The organism is Shewanella sediminis HAW-EB3 (genome assembly GCF_000018025.1).
GTDB classification, from domain to species: domain Bacteria; phylum Pseudomonadota; class Gammaproteobacteria; order Enterobacterales; family Shewanellaceae; genus Shewanella; species Shewanella sediminis.
The window spans coordinates 4,273,841-4,292,450 of record NC_009831.1; the positions used below are offsets into that span (position 1 = coordinate 4,273,841).

The 18,610-nt window shown below is 45.4% G+C and carries 16 protein-coding genes; 11 read left to right on the plus strand and 5 right to left on the minus strand.

Annotated features, from left to right (window positions below; genetic code table 11):
• Positions 1-56: 56 nt before the first annotated feature.
• Positions 57-785, minus strand: a complete 729-nt coding sequence (gene rsuA / locus SSED_RS18370) for a 16S rRNA pseudouridine(516) synthase RsuA (RefSeq protein WP_190273170.1) — start codon at positions 783-785, stop codon at positions 57-59.
• 93 nt (positions 786-878) lie between these two features.
• On the opposite strand from rsuA, the gene SSED_RS18375 reads away from it, so the two are divergent.
• The 5 genes from SSED_RS18375 to SSED_RS18395 all read left to right on the plus strand — a co-directional run bounded on the left by SSED_RS18375 (position 879) and on the right by SSED_RS18395 (position 6,009).
• Positions 879-1,424 (plus strand): sugar O-acetyltransferase, encoded by a 546-nt coding sequence (locus SSED_RS18375; RefSeq protein ID WP_012143842.1) that lies wholly within the window; start codon positions 879-881, stop codon positions 1,422-1,424.
• A 245-nt stretch (positions 1,425-1,669) separates the two neighbouring features.
• Positions 1,670-3,754: a M13 family metallopeptidase gene (locus SSED_RS18380; protein ID WP_012143843.1), complete on the plus strand. Its 2,085-nt coding sequence runs from the start codon at positions 1,670-1,672 to the stop codon at positions 3,752-3,754.
• A gap of 191 nt (positions 3,755-3,945) precedes the next feature.
• Entirely contained in the window at positions 3,946-4,734 is a 789-nt protein-coding gene (locus tag SSED_RS18385; RefSeq protein ID WP_041422288.1) for a RelA/SpoT-related domain-containing protein, read from the plus strand.
• A gap of 236 nt (positions 4,735-4,970) precedes the next feature.
• Positions 4,971-5,372 (plus strand): SMI1/KNR4 family protein, encoded by a 402-nt coding sequence (locus SSED_RS18390; protein ID WP_012143845.1) that lies wholly within the window; start codon positions 4,971-4,973, stop codon positions 5,370-5,372.
• Positions 5,373-5,508: 136 nt separating this feature from the next.
• Positions 5,509-6,009, plus strand: a complete 501-nt coding sequence (locus SSED_RS18395; RefSeq protein ID WP_012143846.1) for a DUF4447 family protein — start codon at positions 5,509-5,511, stop codon at positions 6,007-6,009.
• Between the two features lie 126 nt (positions 6,010-6,135).
• Here the strand turns inward: SSED_RS18395 and SSED_RS18400 are convergent, their stop codons facing one another.
• On the minus strand, positions 6,136-6,759 hold the full coding sequence (locus SSED_RS18400; protein ID WP_012143847.1) for a glutathione S-transferase family protein: 624 nt from the start codon (positions 6,757-6,759) through the stop codon (positions 6,136-6,138).
• A 352-nt stretch (positions 6,760-7,111) separates the two neighbouring features.
• Here SSED_RS18400 and SSED_RS18405 point away from each other — a divergent pair, with 352 nt between their 5' ends.
• From SSED_RS18405 to SSED_RS18425, 5 genes are all read left to right on the plus strand, one after another.
• The gene (locus SSED_RS18405; protein WP_012143848.1) at positions 7,112-7,486 is read left to right on the plus strand and encodes a response regulator; all 375 of its coding nucleotides are present in this window, start codon (positions 7,112-7,114) and stop codon (positions 7,484-7,486) included.
• Between the two features lie 234 nt (positions 7,487-7,720).
• Positions 7,721-8,947 carry an NRAMP family divalent metal transporter gene (locus SSED_RS18410; RefSeq protein WP_049772176.1) on the plus strand — a complete coding sequence of 409 codons (1,227 nt, stop codon included), beginning with the start codon at positions 7,721-7,723 and terminating at the stop codon, positions 8,945-8,947.
• 11 nt (positions 8,948-8,958) lie between these two features.
• The gene (locus SSED_RS18415) at positions 8,959-10,356 is read left to right on the plus strand and encodes a serine hydrolase domain-containing protein (protein WP_012143850.1); all 1,398 of its coding nucleotides are present in this window, start codon (positions 8,959-8,961) and stop codon (positions 10,354-10,356) included.
• Positions 10,357-10,441: 85 nt separating this feature from the next.
• Complete coding sequence (locus tag SSED_RS18420) at positions 10,442-10,906, plus strand: YehS family protein (RefSeq protein ID WP_012143851.1); 465 nt, start codon at positions 10,442-10,444, stop codon at positions 10,904-10,906.
• 557 nt (positions 10,907-11,463) lie between these two features.
• Entirely contained in the window at positions 11,464-13,152 is a 1,689-nt protein-coding gene (locus SSED_RS18425; protein WP_012143852.1) for an NAD-dependent malic enzyme, read from the plus strand.
• 1,365 nt (positions 13,153-14,517) lie between these two features.
• Here the strand turns inward: SSED_RS18425 and SSED_RS18435 are convergent.
• Together SSED_RS18435 and SSED_RS18440 are read right to left on the minus strand one after the other, a co-directional pair.
• Complete coding sequence (locus tag SSED_RS18435) at positions 14,518-14,955, minus strand: DUF3069 domain-containing protein (protein ID WP_012143854.1); 438 nt, start codon at positions 14,953-14,955, stop codon at positions 14,518-14,520.
• An 81-nt stretch (positions 14,956-15,036) separates the two neighbouring features.
• On the minus strand, positions 15,037-15,513 hold the full coding sequence (locus SSED_RS18440; RefSeq protein WP_398354512.1) for a phosphatase PAP2 family protein: 477 nt from the start codon (positions 15,511-15,513) through the stop codon (positions 15,037-15,039).
• A 315-nt stretch (positions 15,514-15,828) separates the two neighbouring features.
• Between SSED_RS18440 and SSED_RS18445 the strand changes: the two genes are divergently transcribed.
• Positions 15,829-17,700, plus strand: a complete 1,872-nt coding sequence (locus SSED_RS18445) for a GGDEF domain-containing protein (RefSeq protein WP_041422289.1) — start codon at positions 15,829-15,831, stop codon at positions 17,698-17,700.
• On the opposite strand, the gene SSED_RS18450 is transcribed toward SSED_RS18445, so the two are convergent.
• Positions 17,701-18,507, minus strand: a complete 807-nt coding sequence (locus SSED_RS18450; protein ID WP_012143857.1) for a substrate-binding periplasmic protein — start codon at positions 18,505-18,507, stop codon at positions 17,701-17,703.
• Positions 18,508-18,610: the final 103 nt, after the last annotated feature.

Here is an 18,610-nt window from a genome sequence, read left to right on the forward strand (position 1 = left end):
ATGGATCTTGTAAGCAGATAACAAAAGGCCTGCATCTGCAGGCCTTACATTAAAACTTACTTAACCGACTTAATCTCTTCGTCGGTAAGGTAACGCCACTCACCCAAATCAAGATCTGCATCTAACTCTATCGTGCCAACGCATTCTCTATGTAAGCGGGTGACTCTATTCCCCACCGCGGCGAGCATGCGCTTAACCTGATGATATTTACCTTCAGTGATAGTTAATCTTGCCTCATGAGCACCTAAGATATCCAATATAGCCGGTTTAGTCAGGCCGTCTTCATTATTGAGCTGCAACCCAGTTGCAAATTGCTCAACCAATGAATCAGCCAATGGCTCAGCCGTTTCCAACAAGTAACGCTTACCGCACTCTTTCTTAGGAGAGGTGATTTTATGGGACCACTGACCATCATTAGTTATCAGCACTAGCCCTGTGGTGTCCGCATCCAGACGCCCGGCAATATGCAACTCTTCAGGTTTAATGACATCAATTAATCCCAACACAGATGGGTACTCTTCATCTATGGTCGAACAGATGGTATCGACGGGTTTATTGATCATGATAAAACGAGGCCCGATGATCGATAGCACCTCGCCATCGAGACAGATGGTATGTGCATCAGTCACTTTAAAGCCAGAGTTCTTAATGATTTCACCATCGCAAGTGACATCGCCTCTATGCATGGCCTTCTTCGCTAAAGAACGGGTTAGCGAAGTCGATTCGCAGATAAATTTGTCTAGACGCACAATAGATCTCAGCTTTGAATACAGAATTGGCGACATTATGAAGCCCAAGCTCACAAAGGGCAAAGTTTTGCTTGGCATGGATACCGACTTCACACTAACCTGTCTGAATAAAAATGAGTAGGAACAGCTATGAACCAAGAGCTTAGCAACTATCAGAAAATGATTTCCGGTCAGGAATATAACTATTTAGATGCAGAGCTCATGGAGCTGAGAAAGCAACAACAGGTGCTCAATCGACAGGCTAACCTCTCCTTCGATTATCAGCATGATGAAAATTTGCTACCGCACAAGTCTCCTGACGCCAACATAGTCCTGCCGTTTTATATCAGCTACGGTTTACACATTCACCTTGGCAGTAGGGTATACATCAATAGCAATGTCACCCTGCAGGATAATGCTCCAATCCATATCGGAGAGCACACTATGGTTGGACCCAATGCACAATTTTATACCGCCAACCACCCTCTCGAAGCCGAAAAGCGATGCCAAGGCTATGAGGTTGCCAAAGCCATAACCATAGGCAAGCGCGTCTGGATTGGCGGTGGTGCAATCATACTCCCGGGCATTACAGTCGGAGATGAAGCCGTAATAGGGGCGGGCTCGGTAGTGACCAAAGATGTTCAGGCCAAGACTCTGGTAGCAGGGAACCCTGCACGAATAATCAAAGCGTTATAGCCTGGTTTACCCAAAATTCATGGGTAGAAGGAAACCTTTACTTACACAACTAAATGGGTAGAAACACACGGAAGTACCTCTCAACACTTGTCTACACCCACACCATAGCCTTAACATATGTAGCATAATGTAAGAGCCGCATATACTTACTGATCAAAAATCCAGTTGCCGTATCACCAAAACAGTAACATTGGATATAACAACAATGACCCATAGATGGGCAACCAGCAGATAAAGGAAGCATAATGAAGAAAGTACTCGTTGGGGGACTCTGTGCCTCACTGATTGTAGGTCTTAGTGCCTGCAATAATAAAGCAGCCGAAGTTAAAGCACCTGAAATCACTAAAACAGAGACTGCTGCAGCGGTATCAAAGGCGCTGGGTTCAGGTATCGATTTTGCTAATTTTGATAAGTCAGTTCGTCCGCAAGACGACTTTTACAACTACGTAAATGGCACCTGGATTAAGAATACCGAGATCCCGAGCGACAGAACCAGCGCGGGTGCATTCTATGATCTTCGTGAAAAATCCCGTGATGATGTAAAAGCCATTATCGAAGAGGTAGCCGCCACCCCTAATCTAGCAGCGGGTAGTGACGAGCAAAAAGTTGCCGACCTTTATCGCTCATTTATGGATATCGACACGCTTAATAAGCTAGGGACTGCGCCAATTCAGGGCGAATTAGACAAGATTGCCGCACTAAAATCGAAAGATGAACTGGTCAAATATTTTGCTCATAGTCAGCTAATTGGTGCTGGTACGCCACTCGCTTTCTATATCGATGTTGATGCAAAAGATTCAAGCCGCTACGCCACACACATCTGGCAGTATGGCCTAAGCCTTCCGGAGAAAGATTACTATTTCAATGAAGGTGAGCGTTTCGTCAATATTCGTAAGGCTTACATCGAGCACATCGAAAAGATGTTCACGTTAGCAGGTCTTGCTAACCCAAAAGCCAGTGCTGAGAAGGTGTTAGCCCTCGAAACTGCAATAGCCAGCAGACATTGGGATGTCGTTGAGACCCGAGATAGCACAAAAACGTACAACCTGATGCAAGTTAAAGATCTCCCGACTCTGGCACCAGACATCGATTGGACTGGATTCTTGACGACTTTAGGTGTCGAGAAGCAATCTGATATCATCATCAATCAGCCAAGTTTCATCGAAGGCTTCAATGAAGTGCTTAAGGCGAACGAGCTAACCACATGGCAAACCTACATGCAGTGGCAGCTGCTCACGAGTTTTGCAGGCCAGTTAACCGCCGATCTTGATAGAGAAAACTTTGAGTTTTTCTCCAAAACATTAAATGGTCAAGCCGAGCAGCAGCCTCGCTGGAAACGCGGCGTGAGCACGGTTAACTCTGTGCTTGGCGAAGTCGTGGGTAAAGTCTACGTTAAGCGTCATTTCACGCCTGAGGCCAAAGAGCGTATGCAGGTTCTGGTTGAAAATCTACGTGGTGCTTACGGCGACAGCATAGACAACCTGGATTGGATGGGCGCCGACACTAAAGTAGCAGCAAAAGATAAGCTGGCTAAATTCGATCCTAAGATTGGTTACCCGGATAGATGGGAAGATTACGATAAGCTGACGATCAAAGCTGACGAGCTCGTCGGCAACGGTATTCGTGCGAGTCTACTCGGTCATGACAAAGAGTTGGAAAAACTTGCCGGCCCAATCCGTAAATGGGAATGGCATATGACCCCACAAACGGTCAACGCCTATTACAACCCAACCATGAATGAGATCGTATTCCCGGCAGCAATCCTTCAAGCTCCATTCTTTAATATGGAAGCCGATGATGCCGTAAACTATGGTGGTATTGGTGCCGTTATTGGTCATGAAATGGGCCATGGTTTCGATGATCAGGGGGCTAAGTTTGATGGTGAAGGCAACATGCGTGACTGGTGGACAGAACAAGATCTGTCAGCATTTGCCGCGAAAGGGAGCGCCTTAGTCACACAATATAATGGTTATGCCGTATTTGACGATCTCAACGTTAATGGTGAGCTGACCCTTGGTGAGAACATCGGTGACCTTTCTGGTGTGACCATAGCGTATAAAGCCTATAAAAAGTCACTTAGCGGAAAAGAGGCCCCTGTTATCGACGGTTTAACCGGCGATGAGCGCTTCTTCATCGGATTTACTCAAATCTGGCGCGCGAAGATTAAAGAGGAATCTATGCGTAACCGTGTAGCAACCGATCCGCATTCTCCGGCTAAGTTCCGCTCATTGGGTGCCCTGTCTAACATGCCTCAGTTCTATACCACTTTCGACGTGAAAGAGGGCGATGCCATGTATCTCGCCCCCGAAAAGCGTGTAAAGATCTGGTAATCAACTAACTAGAGTTTTTTCTTTTAAAAGAGCGCGTTAAGCGCTCTTTTTTCATCTAAAAACCGAGTAAACTCTTTCATGAACAAACATTAATTATCCATTCAGCATAGATTAAGCAACCAAAGCCTAAATTAACCTTATCGTTTAGTATTTCAGCGAGAAAAGAGGTCTACTTTATGTTTATGAATAGTATGAACAGATTGTTTCGTACATTTTTTATCTTCCTACTTCTTCTATCCACCCGGACAGGGTTTGCGGCAACTTACGAACTTCAAAACAACGTCAAAGAGAAAAGTGATAACTATGCCGTCAGGCAGTCACTGACCAAAAACCTAACCGGCCTGACATCTATATCCAGCCTCCAATACCAGATCCCCAGACAAACCAGCAGCGATTTAGACTCTCTATATTCTCAGGCGCAAACCGCGCAAGATGAGCTAAACCACATAATGAATACCATCGCCGGTAATTCTCATAGCTCACCTCTACTCCCTCCCATTAAGAGTTATGCGAGGGCGCAGGAGAAAGTGACGGCTAAGTTTAATGGTGACGCGAGTCAATTAACCGACCTGGCAAGAGCCACACTGGTTAGCAACAATATTCATGATCTTATGCAAGCGTATGAGTCATTGAGCACTCAAACACAGGTCGTTCAGGTAAAAAACCGTTTCGCCTCACCTAAAGAGTCAGGCTATCGCGATCTCAATGTACTTATCAGGCTCCCAAATTCACAGATGATAGCCGAGGTGCAACTGCACTTAGACGAGATAGCAAAGATCAAGAGTGGTGCTGAACACCTGGTTTATGAAGAGGCGCAAGCGATACAAGCCGTTGCTAAAAATGAAAACAGACAGCTCAATGAGATAGAAACAGCGCGAATAACACGTCTGCGCCAGGCATCACATAAGCAATACCATAAAGCCTGGCTCCAATATAAGCGTATCGATGAGGCCGGTATCATTACCGCTGCCGTCGCCTAGAGCCTTACAAACGAACCTGGAGGTTATGTGATTATCTAAACCTCCAGAGTCACTCTTTCAGAATGACTCTCCCATGCAACAGAGCGCAAAATGCAGCAGATATTCCCACTCTCCTCCCTCTATCCTCTACAAGAGAAGCAAAACCATAATCTGAGGATTGATACAAACGCTAACTAACAAAATAACATCAATCAGGATATACTTGCCCCCACTGAAACATAACCAGCGAAGAGACGATGCACGACATCATTGAGCAACTACAGGAACTGAGCGAAACAGTTCCTATCCCTTTAGAACTCCCGACCTTTGAACAAATCGTGGTCGTTGAAGAGGAGATCCTCATGCCTCTGCCTTCAGAGCTAAAGGAATACCTTCTTTACGCCAGTGATGTCATCTATGGAACCATCGAGCCTGTAACGGCCAGCGACCCATATTCGCACACCTACCTGTCTGAAGTGACCGCCTATGCCTGGTCTATTGGTATGTCACGTGAATACGTGGCCATATGCCAACAGGGCAATAGTTTCTACTGCATCGATCAGGAAGGTCAGGTCATGCTCTGGAGCGAAGATGGGCTCGAAAGCGAAACCTGGGAATCGTTCTGGCAATGGGCCGAAGAGGTCTGGATGCAAAGTTAAGTCTCAGTTCCTAGGAACTAGGAACTAGGTTCTAGGTTCTAGGTTCTAGGTTCTAGGTTCTAGGTTCTAGGTTCTAACAAGTTAAAAATTCTTTTCGCATCAGGTTCGCGAGAATTATCTCTATTTTGGAAACATCATGTCAAAAAATGCCGGCTTAAATGCCATCGAAATAAAATACCTACGCTTATCTGTAGGACTAACTCCAGCCCAAGTTGCCGAACTTTCAAAAGCAACCGAAGAGGATGTACTCGCCTGGGAAGCAGGTGAGAAACCGGTATCGGGCCTTGCAGAGAAGAAGCTACTGGAGATAGATGAAATCATCGAAATGCAGGTGCTTAACACCTGTGATGGTATCGAAGAGCTATTTAAGAAAGAGCCTAAGCGTCGACTCAGCTTTGTGGTTTACCCAACCCAAGCCATCTATACCCAATACAACCCGGAATTCTTAAGCTCTCTACCACTGACTGAGCTGTATAACACTGCGGCATGGCGCATCAAGAAAGAGTGTAAGCTTGTTCTTGAAGTCGAGGTTACCTTAGTCCCGCTCGATGTCGAGGGTTACAAAGCTTATCGCGAGAAAGAGGGCTTCAAAGAGAGTCGTGAAAGCCGCGCAAAATGGGCTGCGACGCAATTATAAGGTTCGAGTAGCGAGTTGCGAGTTGCGAGTTGCGAGTTGCGAGTTGCGAAGAGAATATAAACAAAAAGCATCTATTTATACCAAGCCGTATAAATAGATGCTTTTTTGTTTGCGAATAAGCTGCTTTTATTCGGCTCCAGCCATCTCTTTTTCGAGTGCTTTAGCCATCGCGGGTCTTGCAGTAACGCGGTCGCGATAGGCGGCAAGTCTTGGCGGGATCTCCTGCTCGAAACGCGTCGCCCATAACAAAGTATGGGCTAACAGTATGTCTGCCGCGGAGAAGCTATCTCCTAACAGATAATCACTGTCCGGCAGCCAATTTTCTGCGATACCCGCAGCCCTATCGAACTCCCACTTAGCCACAGGTAAGATACTGCTCTGACGCAGATTTTCAGGCAAGGCAAACTTATGCTTTCCCATGGTCCAGAGGGGCTGCTCTAATTCGCAAATAATAAAGCTCACCCACCTATGGTGTAGGGCTGAGAGATCGCTTCCTAATTCTGGTAGCAGTTTCCTGTCGCCATACTTTTCCGCTAAGTGTAAAACGATAGCCGCCGACTCGGTAATAACCAGTTCATCATCGATCAAGGCCGGTACTTTACCGCAAGGATTCACCGCGAGGAAATCTGCGCTTCGACTATCTCCTTTAGCAAAGTTAATAAAGTGATACTGCCAATCTATCCCTAACTCTTCCAGCGTCCAGGACACTCGCAGTGAACGGCTACGGGGAACACCATACAACTTTATCATGACACACTCCTTTGATCTTAATATCAAAAATGGCTTCTATTAAAGCAACTTTCTATTTAAAGCAAAAAGAACGGCCTTTGGAAGACCGCATTTACATTCTCTTACCTTTTAATCATGAGAAGCCTTCCCACGGTGATTAAAACAGGAGCGATAAGTAAACAGTGAAAGTAAACCTAGCCCAAATAGAACTCAGTCAACAAGAGTTCCCATGAGGCAACTGACGATAGGTGCAAAAGTAGCGATTATTTAGCTTGAGTAAACTGATTATCCATAAGGTTTTTTAGCACTCGGTAATGAGTTTTTTACCGACTGAAGCTACACTCAATGAGATACCCCAGCAGGCGGAAAGTTAATGACATCAGCCACAGTACTTCTGATTGAAGATGATGAATTTATGGTAAAACAGATCAAAACCTTGGTCGATGTTGCCGGTTTTGACACTTTTATTCATTTCGACTCGTTACCCGATAAAGAGTCACTGTTAGCCGCCGATCTCATCATCACTGACATTCAACTACCTAACATGGTTGGTATTGCACATATCGATCGCATCATAGAATTAAACGACAATACCCCCGTCATTTTGGTATCGGGCATGGATCCCCTGACCTTATCTTCTACACTCGATATATTAAAGATGAAGCGGGTCAATATCGTAGCCAGCTTCGGCAAACCGTTTAACAGGAAGGAGTTTAAGGACCTCCTCATCAAGCATCTCCCCCAATAAATAAGATTCTCACAAGGTTACCATTGGTTTAACAACAGCATCTTGTTAATCTAATTCATTCGCTTACTGAACATTTTCTGAGCCTAGTGAACTCAGGATATTAGAACAATGGATGATATAAATGGATTTTAGCCACCTGATAAATAACACCACCGCCAATGAAACTCAATCAAATGGTTCCTCATGGAAAAGCTAGCCGACAACCCAGTTATACACTCAAAAAAGCACCCGGTTATGTCATTTAAAGTGGCCTTGAAAGCATTGGGACCAGGCCTGTTAATGGCCGCCGCAGCCATTGGCGCTTCACACTTGGTCGCTTCTACGAGAGCCGGAGCAGAGTTTGGCTGGCAACTTGCGTGGTTAATTCTTGCAGTAAACCTTCTCAAATATCCTTTCTTTGCCGCTGGTGCTCGCTATACTGCAGCCACCAATGAGAGTCTACTTCATGGTTACTTAAAGCAAGGCAGAGGCTATCTGCTTCTGTTTACCGGACTCAACACCCTAGCTGCAATTGCCAGCACGGCAGGGGTAACGATGTTAACGGCAGCCATGTTGACTCTTTTTATTCCGCTATCTATCGATATATTGGCGTTCATCGTCTTAATCTCCAGCTTAGTATTGCTCATTTTCGGCCACTACGCGCTACTCGATAAGCTCACTAAAGTGATCATGTTTTTTCTGACTATCACCACCTTAATTGCTGTCGCTTTAGCACTGAATGCGCCCTCAATGGTGAGTCCAGAATTTATATCTCCCTCCCCTTGGCAATGGGGGTATATCGGCTTTTTAGTTGCCATGATGGGTTGGATGCCCGCGCCGATAGAGGTCAGTTCATGGAACTCTTTGTGGTTATTGGAAAAACAGAAAAGCCAAAGTGTCACCAAAGAGCAGGCCATCTTCGACTTTAACTTTGGCTACCTTATTACAGCCCTGCTTGCCATCGTATTTTTAGCTTTGGGCTCTTTAGTCATGCATGGCAGCGGTGAGCATTTCTCATCATCGGGGGTTAAATTTGCGAACCAACTTATCACCTTATATAGTCAGGTTTTGGGCAATGAAACCCGTTACCTGATAGGAGCCGTAGCGCTTTTATGTATATTCAGCACCACAGTGACCGTTATCGATGGCTATAGCCGAACCCTGAATATGGGTTGGCAGCTGCTGACTAATAAAAACGAGTCGCAGAAACGACTGACAGGGGTCATGCTGACCATCAGTGCGCTAGGACTGGCCATAGTACTTTTCTTCAGAGGGGCGTTATTGCCGCTGCTGGAATTTGTCATGATATTGGCTTTCATGACCACAGTGGTATTTGCCTGGTTAAACTATAAATTGATGACCAGTTCAGCCTTGCCAGAATCTGACCGTTATGGCTTGAAAATGAAGTCTCTTTCTATATTCGGCTTGCTTTATTTAGTTGGCTTCGCCGGATTGTTTATTTATTGGATGGCAACAAAGTAAGGAAGTAAAAAATGAAGTTAAGGATTGGCTTAATTACTTTGAGGCGGAGCGTAATACTGCTCGGTTTGTTAACCGCTCCGGCCCATGCCGATTTTCCACCGCCCGGGGATAGCTCATCCCCTGAAAACTCCCAGAGCGAACAAGCCGGGTCACAAAAACTCGAGCAGAACCTTCCGCTCGAAAATCGAGTCAGGGAGGCTATCGATAACTCCCTGCAACCCTTTAGCGGCAGCATCCTCTTGACGGAGGGGGGAAACCCCTTACTTAGCATGCATAAAGGTAGGGGGATCAATGGACGATCCAGTTTTGTTATTGCCTCCCTCTCTAAACAGATCACCGCCACCTTAATACTGCAAGCCGTCGATGCCGGAAAACTACAGCTTGACCGCTCTCTCAACAGCTATAGATTCCAGAATGAAACGCTGGTAGATAGTGAACAGGACTGGGATCAAGAGAAGGAAAGTGAGCCATCCACGGGTTTTAATGCAAAGTTTGAGACTCGGCCCGAAACTGAGCCAGAGTCAGAGTCAGAGTCAGAAACTGAAGAGGGAAAAATATCCCAAGTCGATGAAGATGGGTCAGCGGACAGCACCACTGTGACTCCCCAGAACCAGGCTAAAACGACTAACCCAGAGCTCCTCTATGGCACCTCCAGGCAAACATCCCAAGAGCAACCGAGGTTCAACCCTAACCGGTTTGATGAGAGGATCACCCTTCATCACCTACTGAGCCACACATCGGGTATCGATCAACTGGGCAAACCAAATCGTTTCGAACCCGGCTCAAAATTTCAATATTCAAACTATGGCTACACCATTCTGGGAGAACTCCTTGAGCAGGTAAACCAACAAACTCTTCCCCAACAGATAGCCGATTTTAAACTGGCATATAGATTAGGCGGACTCTATGCAGAAGTGGGTGATATCGATGATATACGCCAACGTGCCCCCGCCCTCGCCATCGGTTTAACTGAAACGGCAAACGGGTTAACCCAATCGGACCTGACAATCACCGCGTCTTTAATTCCGGCTGGCGGGATAATCTCAACCACCAAAGCCTTCTCAGACTTTCAGATAAAACTGCATGCGGGTAAATTTATCAGCCCGAAAAGCTATCAGTTAATGACGACACCTCACACCGAGATAGACTTCCTCTGGTCAGATATGAGCTACGGATACGGCTTACGCTTAAACTTTGATGATAACCTCACAGAATATAGCCATACCGGCTACCTGTCCGGCTATATGTCTATGACACTCTACTATCCGCAATTTAATTTAGGTTTAGTGATGTTAGAAAACATCTCACTGAACCTAAACTCTCTCGACAGGGTATTTGAGCTGCATAACCAGGTTCGGGCTATCATCAGAAACAGGTTAATATCGGCTCAGATTCAAGATGTTAAATAAATCAAAGGATCAACGTTAAATTCGGCTATAATAGCAATCACAAGATCCCGCAGACGCGGAATCATCGAGATAAAGAAAAAACATCATGATTAACAACGATATTTTACGCCGCTTACGTTTCGTGTTCGATTACCAGAACGCCAAGATGATCAAGATCTTCGGTAAGGTAAATCACGAAGTATCTCAAGAGCAACTGCTCGACATGCTTAAGAAAGAATCTGAAGAGGGTTACCAGCCGTGTAACGATAAGACCATGTGTCTTTTCCTCGATGGTTTGATTATCGAAAAGCGTGGTCTGAAAGAGGGTGCTGAAATTCCTGAGCCGGTATCGCAAATCAATAACAACCTTATCTTTAAGAAGCTAAGAGTAGCACTCGAGATGCGTGAAGATGACATCATCGGCACATTAACTTTGGCAGAGTTCAACATGTCAAAATCTGAGTTAGGTGCGCTATTCAGAAAACCGGGTCATAAACACTTCAAAGAGTGTGGCGATCAGGTATTGCGTAACTTCTTAACCGGTTTATCGCTGAAGTATCGCGGTAAGTAGGTCTGGAAGCTAAGTTAAAACAGAAGCACAGCTCAGGCTGTGCTTTTTTGTGTCTGATGATACCAGTTGCATTAAATAATTAACCAATTCAGAGCCCCTCAGGGGTTTCAATTAAAGGCGCATTGATGAGGAAATGGTTACTCCCTTTTAAGAAAGCCTAAGGGGGCTCACTTAGTGCGACTGATGTTTAAAGCAAAGGGCAAAGCCCTTTATGCTGCACTGGATGCTTTCGATATACGACGGCATGGATGCAGAAGGTAGAGCAACGCAGGAGCTTGTTGCAGAGAATAACTATTAGCTTCAATCATCCTATAGCCACATGGATGTGGCATATGTCTATATTGCAGGAGCAAATATACTCCTTGCCTACAGGGCTTTGAATTCTCGCTGAATGGTCAGCTACTTAACGCAATTGGTATTAGAGCGTTTTAAACAGATAAGATAAAAAATAATCGAAAATCAGCCTTCGAAAACGCAACAAAGATCACACTTTGTGTTAGTCTTTCCATGCATAGAAAACAGCATCCTAAATAACTAAAAAATCATAAAGGTTACCCATGGACGATCACAAACGCCCGCTCTACCTTCCATTCGCAGGTCCAGCTATTCTCGAAGCCCCTTTGATCAACAAGGGCAGCGCATTCACCGATGAAGAACGAGTTTTTTTCAACCTGGAAGGCCTGCTTCCCCATGTGATTGAAACCATCGAGGAGCAAGCCTCTCGAGCCTATGACCAATACACTAATTTCACCAACGATCTCGACAAACATATCTATCTGAGAAATATCCAGGACACCAACGAGACTCTCTACTATCGTCTGGTTCAGAATCATATCACCGAGATGATGCCGATCATCTATACCCCTACTGTGGGTATGGCCTGTGAGCGTTTCTCAAAAAACTATCGTCGTAACCGTGGCCTGTTTATCTCCTACCCAAATAAAGATCGCATCGATGATCTGTTAAATAACTCCACCCGTCAGAAAGTAAAAATTATTGTGGTGACCGACGGTGAGCGTATTCTGGGTCTGGGAGACCAAGGTATCGGTGGTATGGGGATCCCCATTGGTAAGCTATCACTCTACACCAGCTGTGGCGGCATCAGCCCCGCCTATACCCTACCCATCACTCTCGATGTCGGTACCGACAACCCTAATCTGCTCGAAGATCCGATGTACATGGGCTGGCGCCATCAACGTATTGGCGGCGAAGAGTATACCGAATTTGTCGAAGCCTTTATGCAAGCGGTACATCGCCGCTGGCCCGACGCATTAATTCAATTTGAAGATTTTGCGCAAAAAAATGCGATGCCACTGCTCGAGCGATATAAAGATCAATATTGCTGCTTCAATGATGATGTTCAAGGCACGGCTGCAGTAACTGTCGGTTCATTATTGGCGGCCTGTAAAGCGGCAAAAACCAAGCTAAGTGAGCAACGCGTCACCTTCCTCGGCGCAGGTTCTGCCGGTTGTGGTATCGCCGAAGCCATTGTGGCACAAATGATCGCTGAAGGGCTCAGCGAGGAGCAGGCACGCGCACAGGTCTTCATGGTCGACCGTTGGGGCTTACTACAAGATAATATGCCTACCCTGTTGCCATTCCAGCAAAAGCTGGCGCAGAAATGTGATGATATCGAAGGCTGGGATAATTTCAGTGAAAATATCTCATTGCTGGATGTCGTCAACAACGCTAAACCAACCGTATTAATTGGCGTTTCCGGTGCCCCCGGTGTATTCAGTGAGGAGATAATCAAGGCGATGCATAGTCATTGTCCTCGTCCAATCGTCTTCCCGCTATCTAACCCAACGAGCCGCGTCGAAGCCACACCGAAAGATCTCCTGCACTGGACTAAGGGTCAGGCACTCGTTGCAACGGGTAGCCCATTCGAGCCAGTAGTCGTGGAAGATGAAACCTTTGAAATTGCCCAGTGTAATAACAGCTATATCTTCCCGGGCATAGGCCTGGGAGTCTTAGCCGCCGGAGCCAAACGGGTCAGCAATGAGATGCTGATGGCATCGAGTCGTGCGTTAGCCGAGTGTTCACCACTTGCACTCGATGGCGAAGGCCCACTGCTACCACCGCTGGAAGAGATCCACAAGGTCAGTAAGCATATCGCCCTTGCCGTAGGTAAGGTTGCCATCGAGCAAGGACACGCCCTCCCCTGTACCGATGAGCTACTCGAGCAGTCTATCGAAGATAACTTCTGGACCGCAGAGTATCGACGTTACAAGAGAACGTCGTTCTAACTCTTTCGAGGTTCGAGTTACAGGCGTTATTGCAGGAGTAAGACATTCTCCATGTAGGAGCGGCTTTAGCCGCGAATGTTTTGGGGCTACGAGAAAGATTAAAGCTACCAGTTAATATTGGTAGCTTTTTTTTGCCTTGGAATGAAGGCAAGTTACATCTTCTCTGTGGAATTTTGGTATTGAACGGTGTGCTTGAAGGTCGTACCTTCCTAGTTATCTATCGCTTCCCAGCGGGGGATGTGTAGATACTTCTGCGAGACGCCATGGACACTTCCATGTGGGCTCTGCGATAGCATCCATGCTATCGAAGCTCACAGCCGCACCTACACTTGATTGTTCACAAGAAAGTCATCTCTTCGATTATCAAACTTCTCAGTTTTCACAGCAAAAATGGCCATTGCCTCACAGAAGCCTTACTGGTAAGTTACTAAAATTATTGTAAATACATTTTGTTTTTCGATTAGGTTAGCTGACGAGTAGGCGAGAAGAAGATAAATAATAATGGAATATTTTTTTAAAGTATTACTTTATGTTCTGTGCAAGTACGAAAAAAACAAAGGTGGTAGCAATTTGTACTCACTGGGATCATCGTTGTCAATTCTTTCCTTTTTCATGTTGTTGAATTTACATAGCGTGTTGTTACTGGCAGAGACATTTTTTTCAGGAGTATTTTTAGAGATTAATGATTGGTTCTATCATGAAAGCCATTTTATTTTCACAACTGTAAGTTGTTACTTAATTCCATTTGTTTGGTTTCTGTTAAGGCGCTCAAAATATGATAATTTCATGACTTTTGAACAGGAAATGGAGGCCAGCCTTTTAGTTAAAAAGTTCGGGTTATCAAATGTTATTGTTTATACAACTATTAGCGCTGTGTTTTTTTTAATAATATTTTTTAGTAAAATTTGAAATTGGTGGTCTAAATGGTGGCATATCAAATTTAAATGACCTGCCATCAGCAGCTTCATAGAGTAGCAAATCGAAGAGATTAACACTCAGGTGTAAACGCGGTTGCGAGCTTCCAAAACATGGATGTTTTGGCAGAGCCTACAGGGACTGTACTCGCGGCGTCTCGCAGAAGTGTTTGCACATAAGCCTGCTGCAAGCAATAAGCACAGATAAAGCCATGGTTATAAGTGATACTTATGGAAAAACTTAAGCTAACCAAATCGATAAGTTTTTAGAAGTTTGTAATTAGACAAACTCGCCAAGTAACTTAACCAGTAAGGTATCTGCTGGCGGCAGATACAAAAAAGGCCATGGTTGCCCATAGCCTTAGTTCCTAGCTGCTTAGCTAAAGAGTAGTTTAGCTAAATGCCAATCAGCACCCTGTAAAAGGATTAACACCTAATACTAAGGAGGTGATTACTTACCGTCTACAACTGCGCGGATGCTGTTGAGCAGGGCTCTGTCGGTACGGGATTTTTTCAGCTTCTTCGCGCTCTCTTTCAGTGACTCATCGGAGATGCGGGTGAAGATGCCGTTGTATTCCTTTTCGTCGATGGCCTCATCGCTGTCGGCCATCTCTGAGATATCCTGGGCGACGCGGCTTAGCTGCAACCAGGCATTGGCGATATAGAAACCGTGAAAGTCTTCCCTTGGCAACAAGGCTTGTGCGCTCTTTGGTAGCGCTTCCCAACCTTTAGCAAACTTCTCATCATTGTCTTCGAGCAGTTCGTTACATAGGTTGGCGTAGGCCTCCGTCAGGTTTTCAGGAAGCTGCTCCATAGGAATAACGGTGTTACAAACGTTCAGTGAAACTTGCTCTACACGCGCTTTATATTCAACAGATATATCAGTCATAGTTAACTCGGTATCGTTTAAAATTATTCGTTTATGTGCCCGGCTACCGGGCACGGGTAATATACTTTCTCTTGTAGCGGTTTAGAACTTACCACTCACATACAGGCCATAATTCCCATTTCCCGCAATAGGGGTAATGGCGATGCCTTTATAAGGGTCGGTAAAATACAGGCCGGATAGTACGCCAATGGCGGCGCCTACAAGCACATCTTCTACATGGTGTTGATCGCTGGCAACCCGGGTGTAGCCGACATAGGCAGCACCGACATAAGCGGGTATTGCCCACTCCCAACCATAGCGCTGCTGCACAAATGTCGCGGCGGCGAAGGTATCGGCGGTGTGGCCAGAGGGAAATGAGTCCATATCGGAACCATCGGGACGCTCTTTATCGACGGCATATTTCAGCCCTTCGACAGCGATACGAGAAACCACCCCCGTCTTGATGAGTTGCCAGCTACCTTCGAAGTCATCTTCATAGGCTAATGTCGCACCAAAAGTGGCAGCAGGGAGCAACAGGTGCAATATATCCCCGGACTTTTCCAGGTTCGATTTCGCCATTGCCGGCCCACACATTAACAATAATATGCTCGCAAAAACTAATCTCACAACAGCAACTCACTCATGTTCGGTTAATTGAGCGTGCAGTTATACCTTCAGACCATCTCAAATGCAAAAGTATACAACTGCCTAAATGTAGGTGTAGTATTACTCGACATAAAACTCATTGATTAAAACCTAATTGATGGTTAATGAATGCAATAAAAGTATGCGGGTGGGAAAACTCATATGCTATGGTTAAATGATGAATAAGATCAAAGGCATTAGTTAAATCAGATGAAAAAACGGTGGCTGAACAGAGTTTATTTTTTGCTGATGAATCTCAGCCTCTGCTCTGTGCTTTTTTCAACCTCTTTATTCGCCATTGAACAAACCAGCGTCGATGAGATTTTTACCGAGATAGAGAGCGGTATGGCGATAAAGCCTGCCGAGTTAACCCGAAAGCTCGAGTACCTTAAAACACATATATCTCCCGATGACTTTCCCCATTACCTTAGATTACAAAGTGCGCTTTGCTGGAATCATGATCCTACCGATGAGAAACAGAGAGCCGAGGCAGTTAAGCTTGCCGATAAACACTTAGCCTCCGACAAGATTAGCCACTTTCCTGAGATATTCACCGATATCAAGCTTTGTCGTGCCTGGTTCTACCAACATCAGGGGCGTGTAGTGCTGGCGTTAGAGGAGTATAATCAGGTCGTAGGAGATGCCTATCAGCTTGAGTCCACTAAGCTTATCGCCGATGCACGCAGTGTACGTGGAGCCATGTACTCGTTTCAGGGGAATTTTGCCCAAGCACTGGAAGATCTCATCACAGCTCAACACCTATATGACAGCCTGAAACTGGAGTATTGGTCCCTCTATAATCTTACTGAGTTGGCAACCAGCTACCGCAGATTTGGCGACCCTCAGACCGCACTAAAATATTACCAGCAGCTGGAAACAAAATTCATTGAACTCGGAGATATGAATTCGGCAACTGGAGTATTGTCAGAGATGGCGATAGCGTTAGAAGAGCTGGGTGAATATGAGCGGGCGCTGGAAAAATACCTTAAAGCTCACAAGTATTGGACAGAACAGGGAAGCGAGCGTGGTTCGAGTACGATTGCCGTCAATATATCGGGTACATTACTCAAGTTAAACCGAATAGATGAAGCAAAGGCTTATCTCACTGAAGCGGGTCACTCTGTTAAACCGAATGACGAAGCCTTCTATAGTTTTATGAAGTTGTTTGAAGCTCAAGTCCACCTGATGCAAGCTGACCCCGTACAAGCCTTGATTGAACTAGATGACGCTAAAGCTGCATTTTCTCGAGTCAAAAACACTCGTGGCATGGCGCAGCTACTGCTCTTAGAAAGCCAATCTCACAGCGCTCAACAAGATTGGAAGCAAGCCTTCAGTTCCCTGGAACAGTACCTTGTATTACATAATGAACTGGATGCAAAGCTGCAATCGAATCGTACCACAGAGATGCGTACCCGCTTCAACACCAAACGAATTGAAACTGAAAATGAACGCTTAGTTGAATACCAGCGAATTAAAGAACATGAATTAAAAATCGTAAAGCAGAATAAACAGCTTGAATATGCGGTGCTGATTCTGGCATTTATTATCATATTTATCATCTCGTTCTTTGCCTTCAAGCAGGCTCAAAAATCTAAGCTGTTGGAAGTGCTCGCCATGACCGATCATCTGACTCAGCTCCCTAATCGCAGGCATACCTATGCCACAGGTGAAAAGCTATTTTCAGTTAAGCCTCCGTCGTTGGCGTTGATCCTATTCGATGCCGATAACTTTAAATCTGTCAATGATAACTACGGTCATGACATTGGTGATAAAGCGCTGATAGAACTCGCAAAAATAAGCAGTTCGCATATGAGAAAAGCGGATCTGGTTGGCCGGGTCGGTGGAGAAGAGTTTTTGATTATTTTACCTGAGACCACACTCTATCAAGCCACCGAGATAGCACAGAGACTCGTCAACTCTATCGCCAAATCAGACTTGGGTGATATTGCAGCTAACTTTGGTATGACAATCAGCGCAGGCATTGCCGCTCAGGAGAAGGATAAGAGTTTCTCAGAGCTGCTTCAACGTGCCGATAGTGCACTGTATCAGGCAAAGTCCGAGGGAAGAAACTGCGCCGTCAGCAATACAAGCCTATCAGATGCAGAGACTGACAAGGCCTAATCACCTCTCGCGCCACAATATCTCTACCTCTTCGGGTTCGTTTAAATCTCCGAACCATCGACGAAAAAGTTTACTATAGGAACCAGAGTTTTTAAACGCAGTGAGTGCCTCACTCCACCTCGTAATAACCGAATCACTGGTACCTTTTGAAAAGGCCAGATAAAGATCGATTTCAGACAATAAAAATACGGGTTTGACCCTCTCAGGTTTGATACCTATCTCAGAGAGCAGGCTAGTCACCGCGATATCGGCCTGACACCAAAACCGCACCCGCCCACGCATCAATTGTTTTGCATTTTGCTGAGGAAAACTGGCGATCAACAACTGTTCCACTCCCGCCCGTCTTAACACGCCCTCTCCCAAAGAGCCGCGATATGCACCAATTAATCCTGCCCTCTTCACCTCCTCTATTGAATTTATCTCTATGGTATCTTCGGCTTTGGTGTAGAGAGAGATATTGCTTGTTAGAATAGGGCCAACAAAATCAAATTGCTTTCGACGATCTTCATCGACAGAGGTGGCGAATAACATGATATTCGGTGTTGAGCTTGCTATAGAAAAGCCTCTCGCCCAGGGAAGCACCTCGACCGGAGAATGGGCCCCCATTGAAGCTTGTAGTTGATTCACCAAGTCAACAGCAAACCCTTTGGCTATGCCATTATCTTCATATGAAACAGGCGCCCAAGGTTCTGTAATTAATCTTAATTGCACTTCATCTTGTTCGGCTACAGCCCTGCTCCCAAAGAAATAATAACCCATGAGAAATGAGCACAGAATAAACGCAATAAAATGGCCAAAACACCTCATAAAACTCCATAAGAAAACAAGACGACTCAGATACCTGACTTAAGCGCCAGGTTAAATACTATCAGAGCAAACACAACTCAATGATTAATGAGTATGTTAGCCA

Bases quoted from the DNA above. Each gene is read 5' to 3' on its own strand.
- SSED_RS18405 (WP_012143848.1), top strand. From the start codon at position 7,112: ATGACATCAGCCACAGTACTTCTGATTGAAGATGATGAATTTATGGTA.
- SSED_RS18400 (WP_012143847.1), bottom strand. From the start codon at position 6,759: ATGATAAAGTTGTATGGTGTTCCCCGTAGCCGTTCACTGCGAGTGTCC.
- SSED_RS18425 (WP_012143852.1), top strand. From the start codon at position 11,464: ATGGACGATCACAAACGCCCGCTCTACCTTCCATTCGCAGGTCCAGCT.
- SSED_RS18415 (WP_012143850.1), top strand. From the start codon at position 8,959: ATGAAGTTAAGGATTGGCTTAATTACTTTGAGGCGGAGCGTAATACTG.
- SSED_RS18450 (WP_012143857.1), bottom strand. From the start codon at position 18,507: ATGAGGTGTTTTGGCCATTTTATTGCGTTTATTCTGTGCTCATTTCTC.
- rsuA (WP_190273170.1), bottom strand. From the start codon at position 785: ATGTCGCCAATTCTGTATTCAAAGCTGAGATCTATTGTGCGTCTAGAC.
- SSED_RS18440 (WP_398354512.1), bottom strand. From the start codon at position 15,513: ATGGCGAAATCGAACCTGGAAAAGTCCGGGGATATATTGCACCTGTTG.
- SSED_RS18410 (WP_049772176.1), top strand. From the start codon at position 7,721: ATGTCATTTAAAGTGGCCTTGAAAGCATTGGGACCAGGCCTGTTAATG.
- SSED_RS18385 (WP_041422288.1), top strand. From the start codon at position 3,946: ATGAACAGATTGTTTCGTACATTTTTTATCTTCCTACTTCTTCTATCC.
- SSED_RS18445 (WP_041422289.1), top strand. From the start codon at position 15,829: ATGAATCTCAGCCTCTGCTCTGTGCTTTTTTCAACCTCTTTATTCGCC.
- SSED_RS18435 (WP_012143854.1), bottom strand. From the start codon at position 14,955: ATGACTGATATATCTGTTGAATATAAAGCGCGTGTAGAGCAAGTTTCA.
- SSED_RS18380 (WP_012143843.1), top strand. From the start codon at position 1,670: ATGAAGAAAGTACTCGTTGGGGGACTCTGTGCCTCACTGATTGTAGGT.
- SSED_RS18395 (WP_012143846.1), top strand. From the start codon at position 5,509: ATGTCAAAAAATGCCGGCTTAAATGCCATCGAAATAAAATACCTACGC.
- SSED_RS18420 (WP_012143851.1), top strand. From the start codon at position 10,442: ATGATTAACAACGATATTTTACGCCGCTTACGTTTCGTGTTCGATTAC.
- SSED_RS18390 (WP_012143845.1), top strand. From the start codon at position 4,971: ATGCACGACATCATTGAGCAACTACAGGAACTGAGCGAAACAGTTCCT.
- SSED_RS18375 (WP_012143842.1), top strand. From the start codon at position 879: ATGAACCAAGAGCTTAGCAACTATCAGAAAATGATTTCCGGTCAGGAA.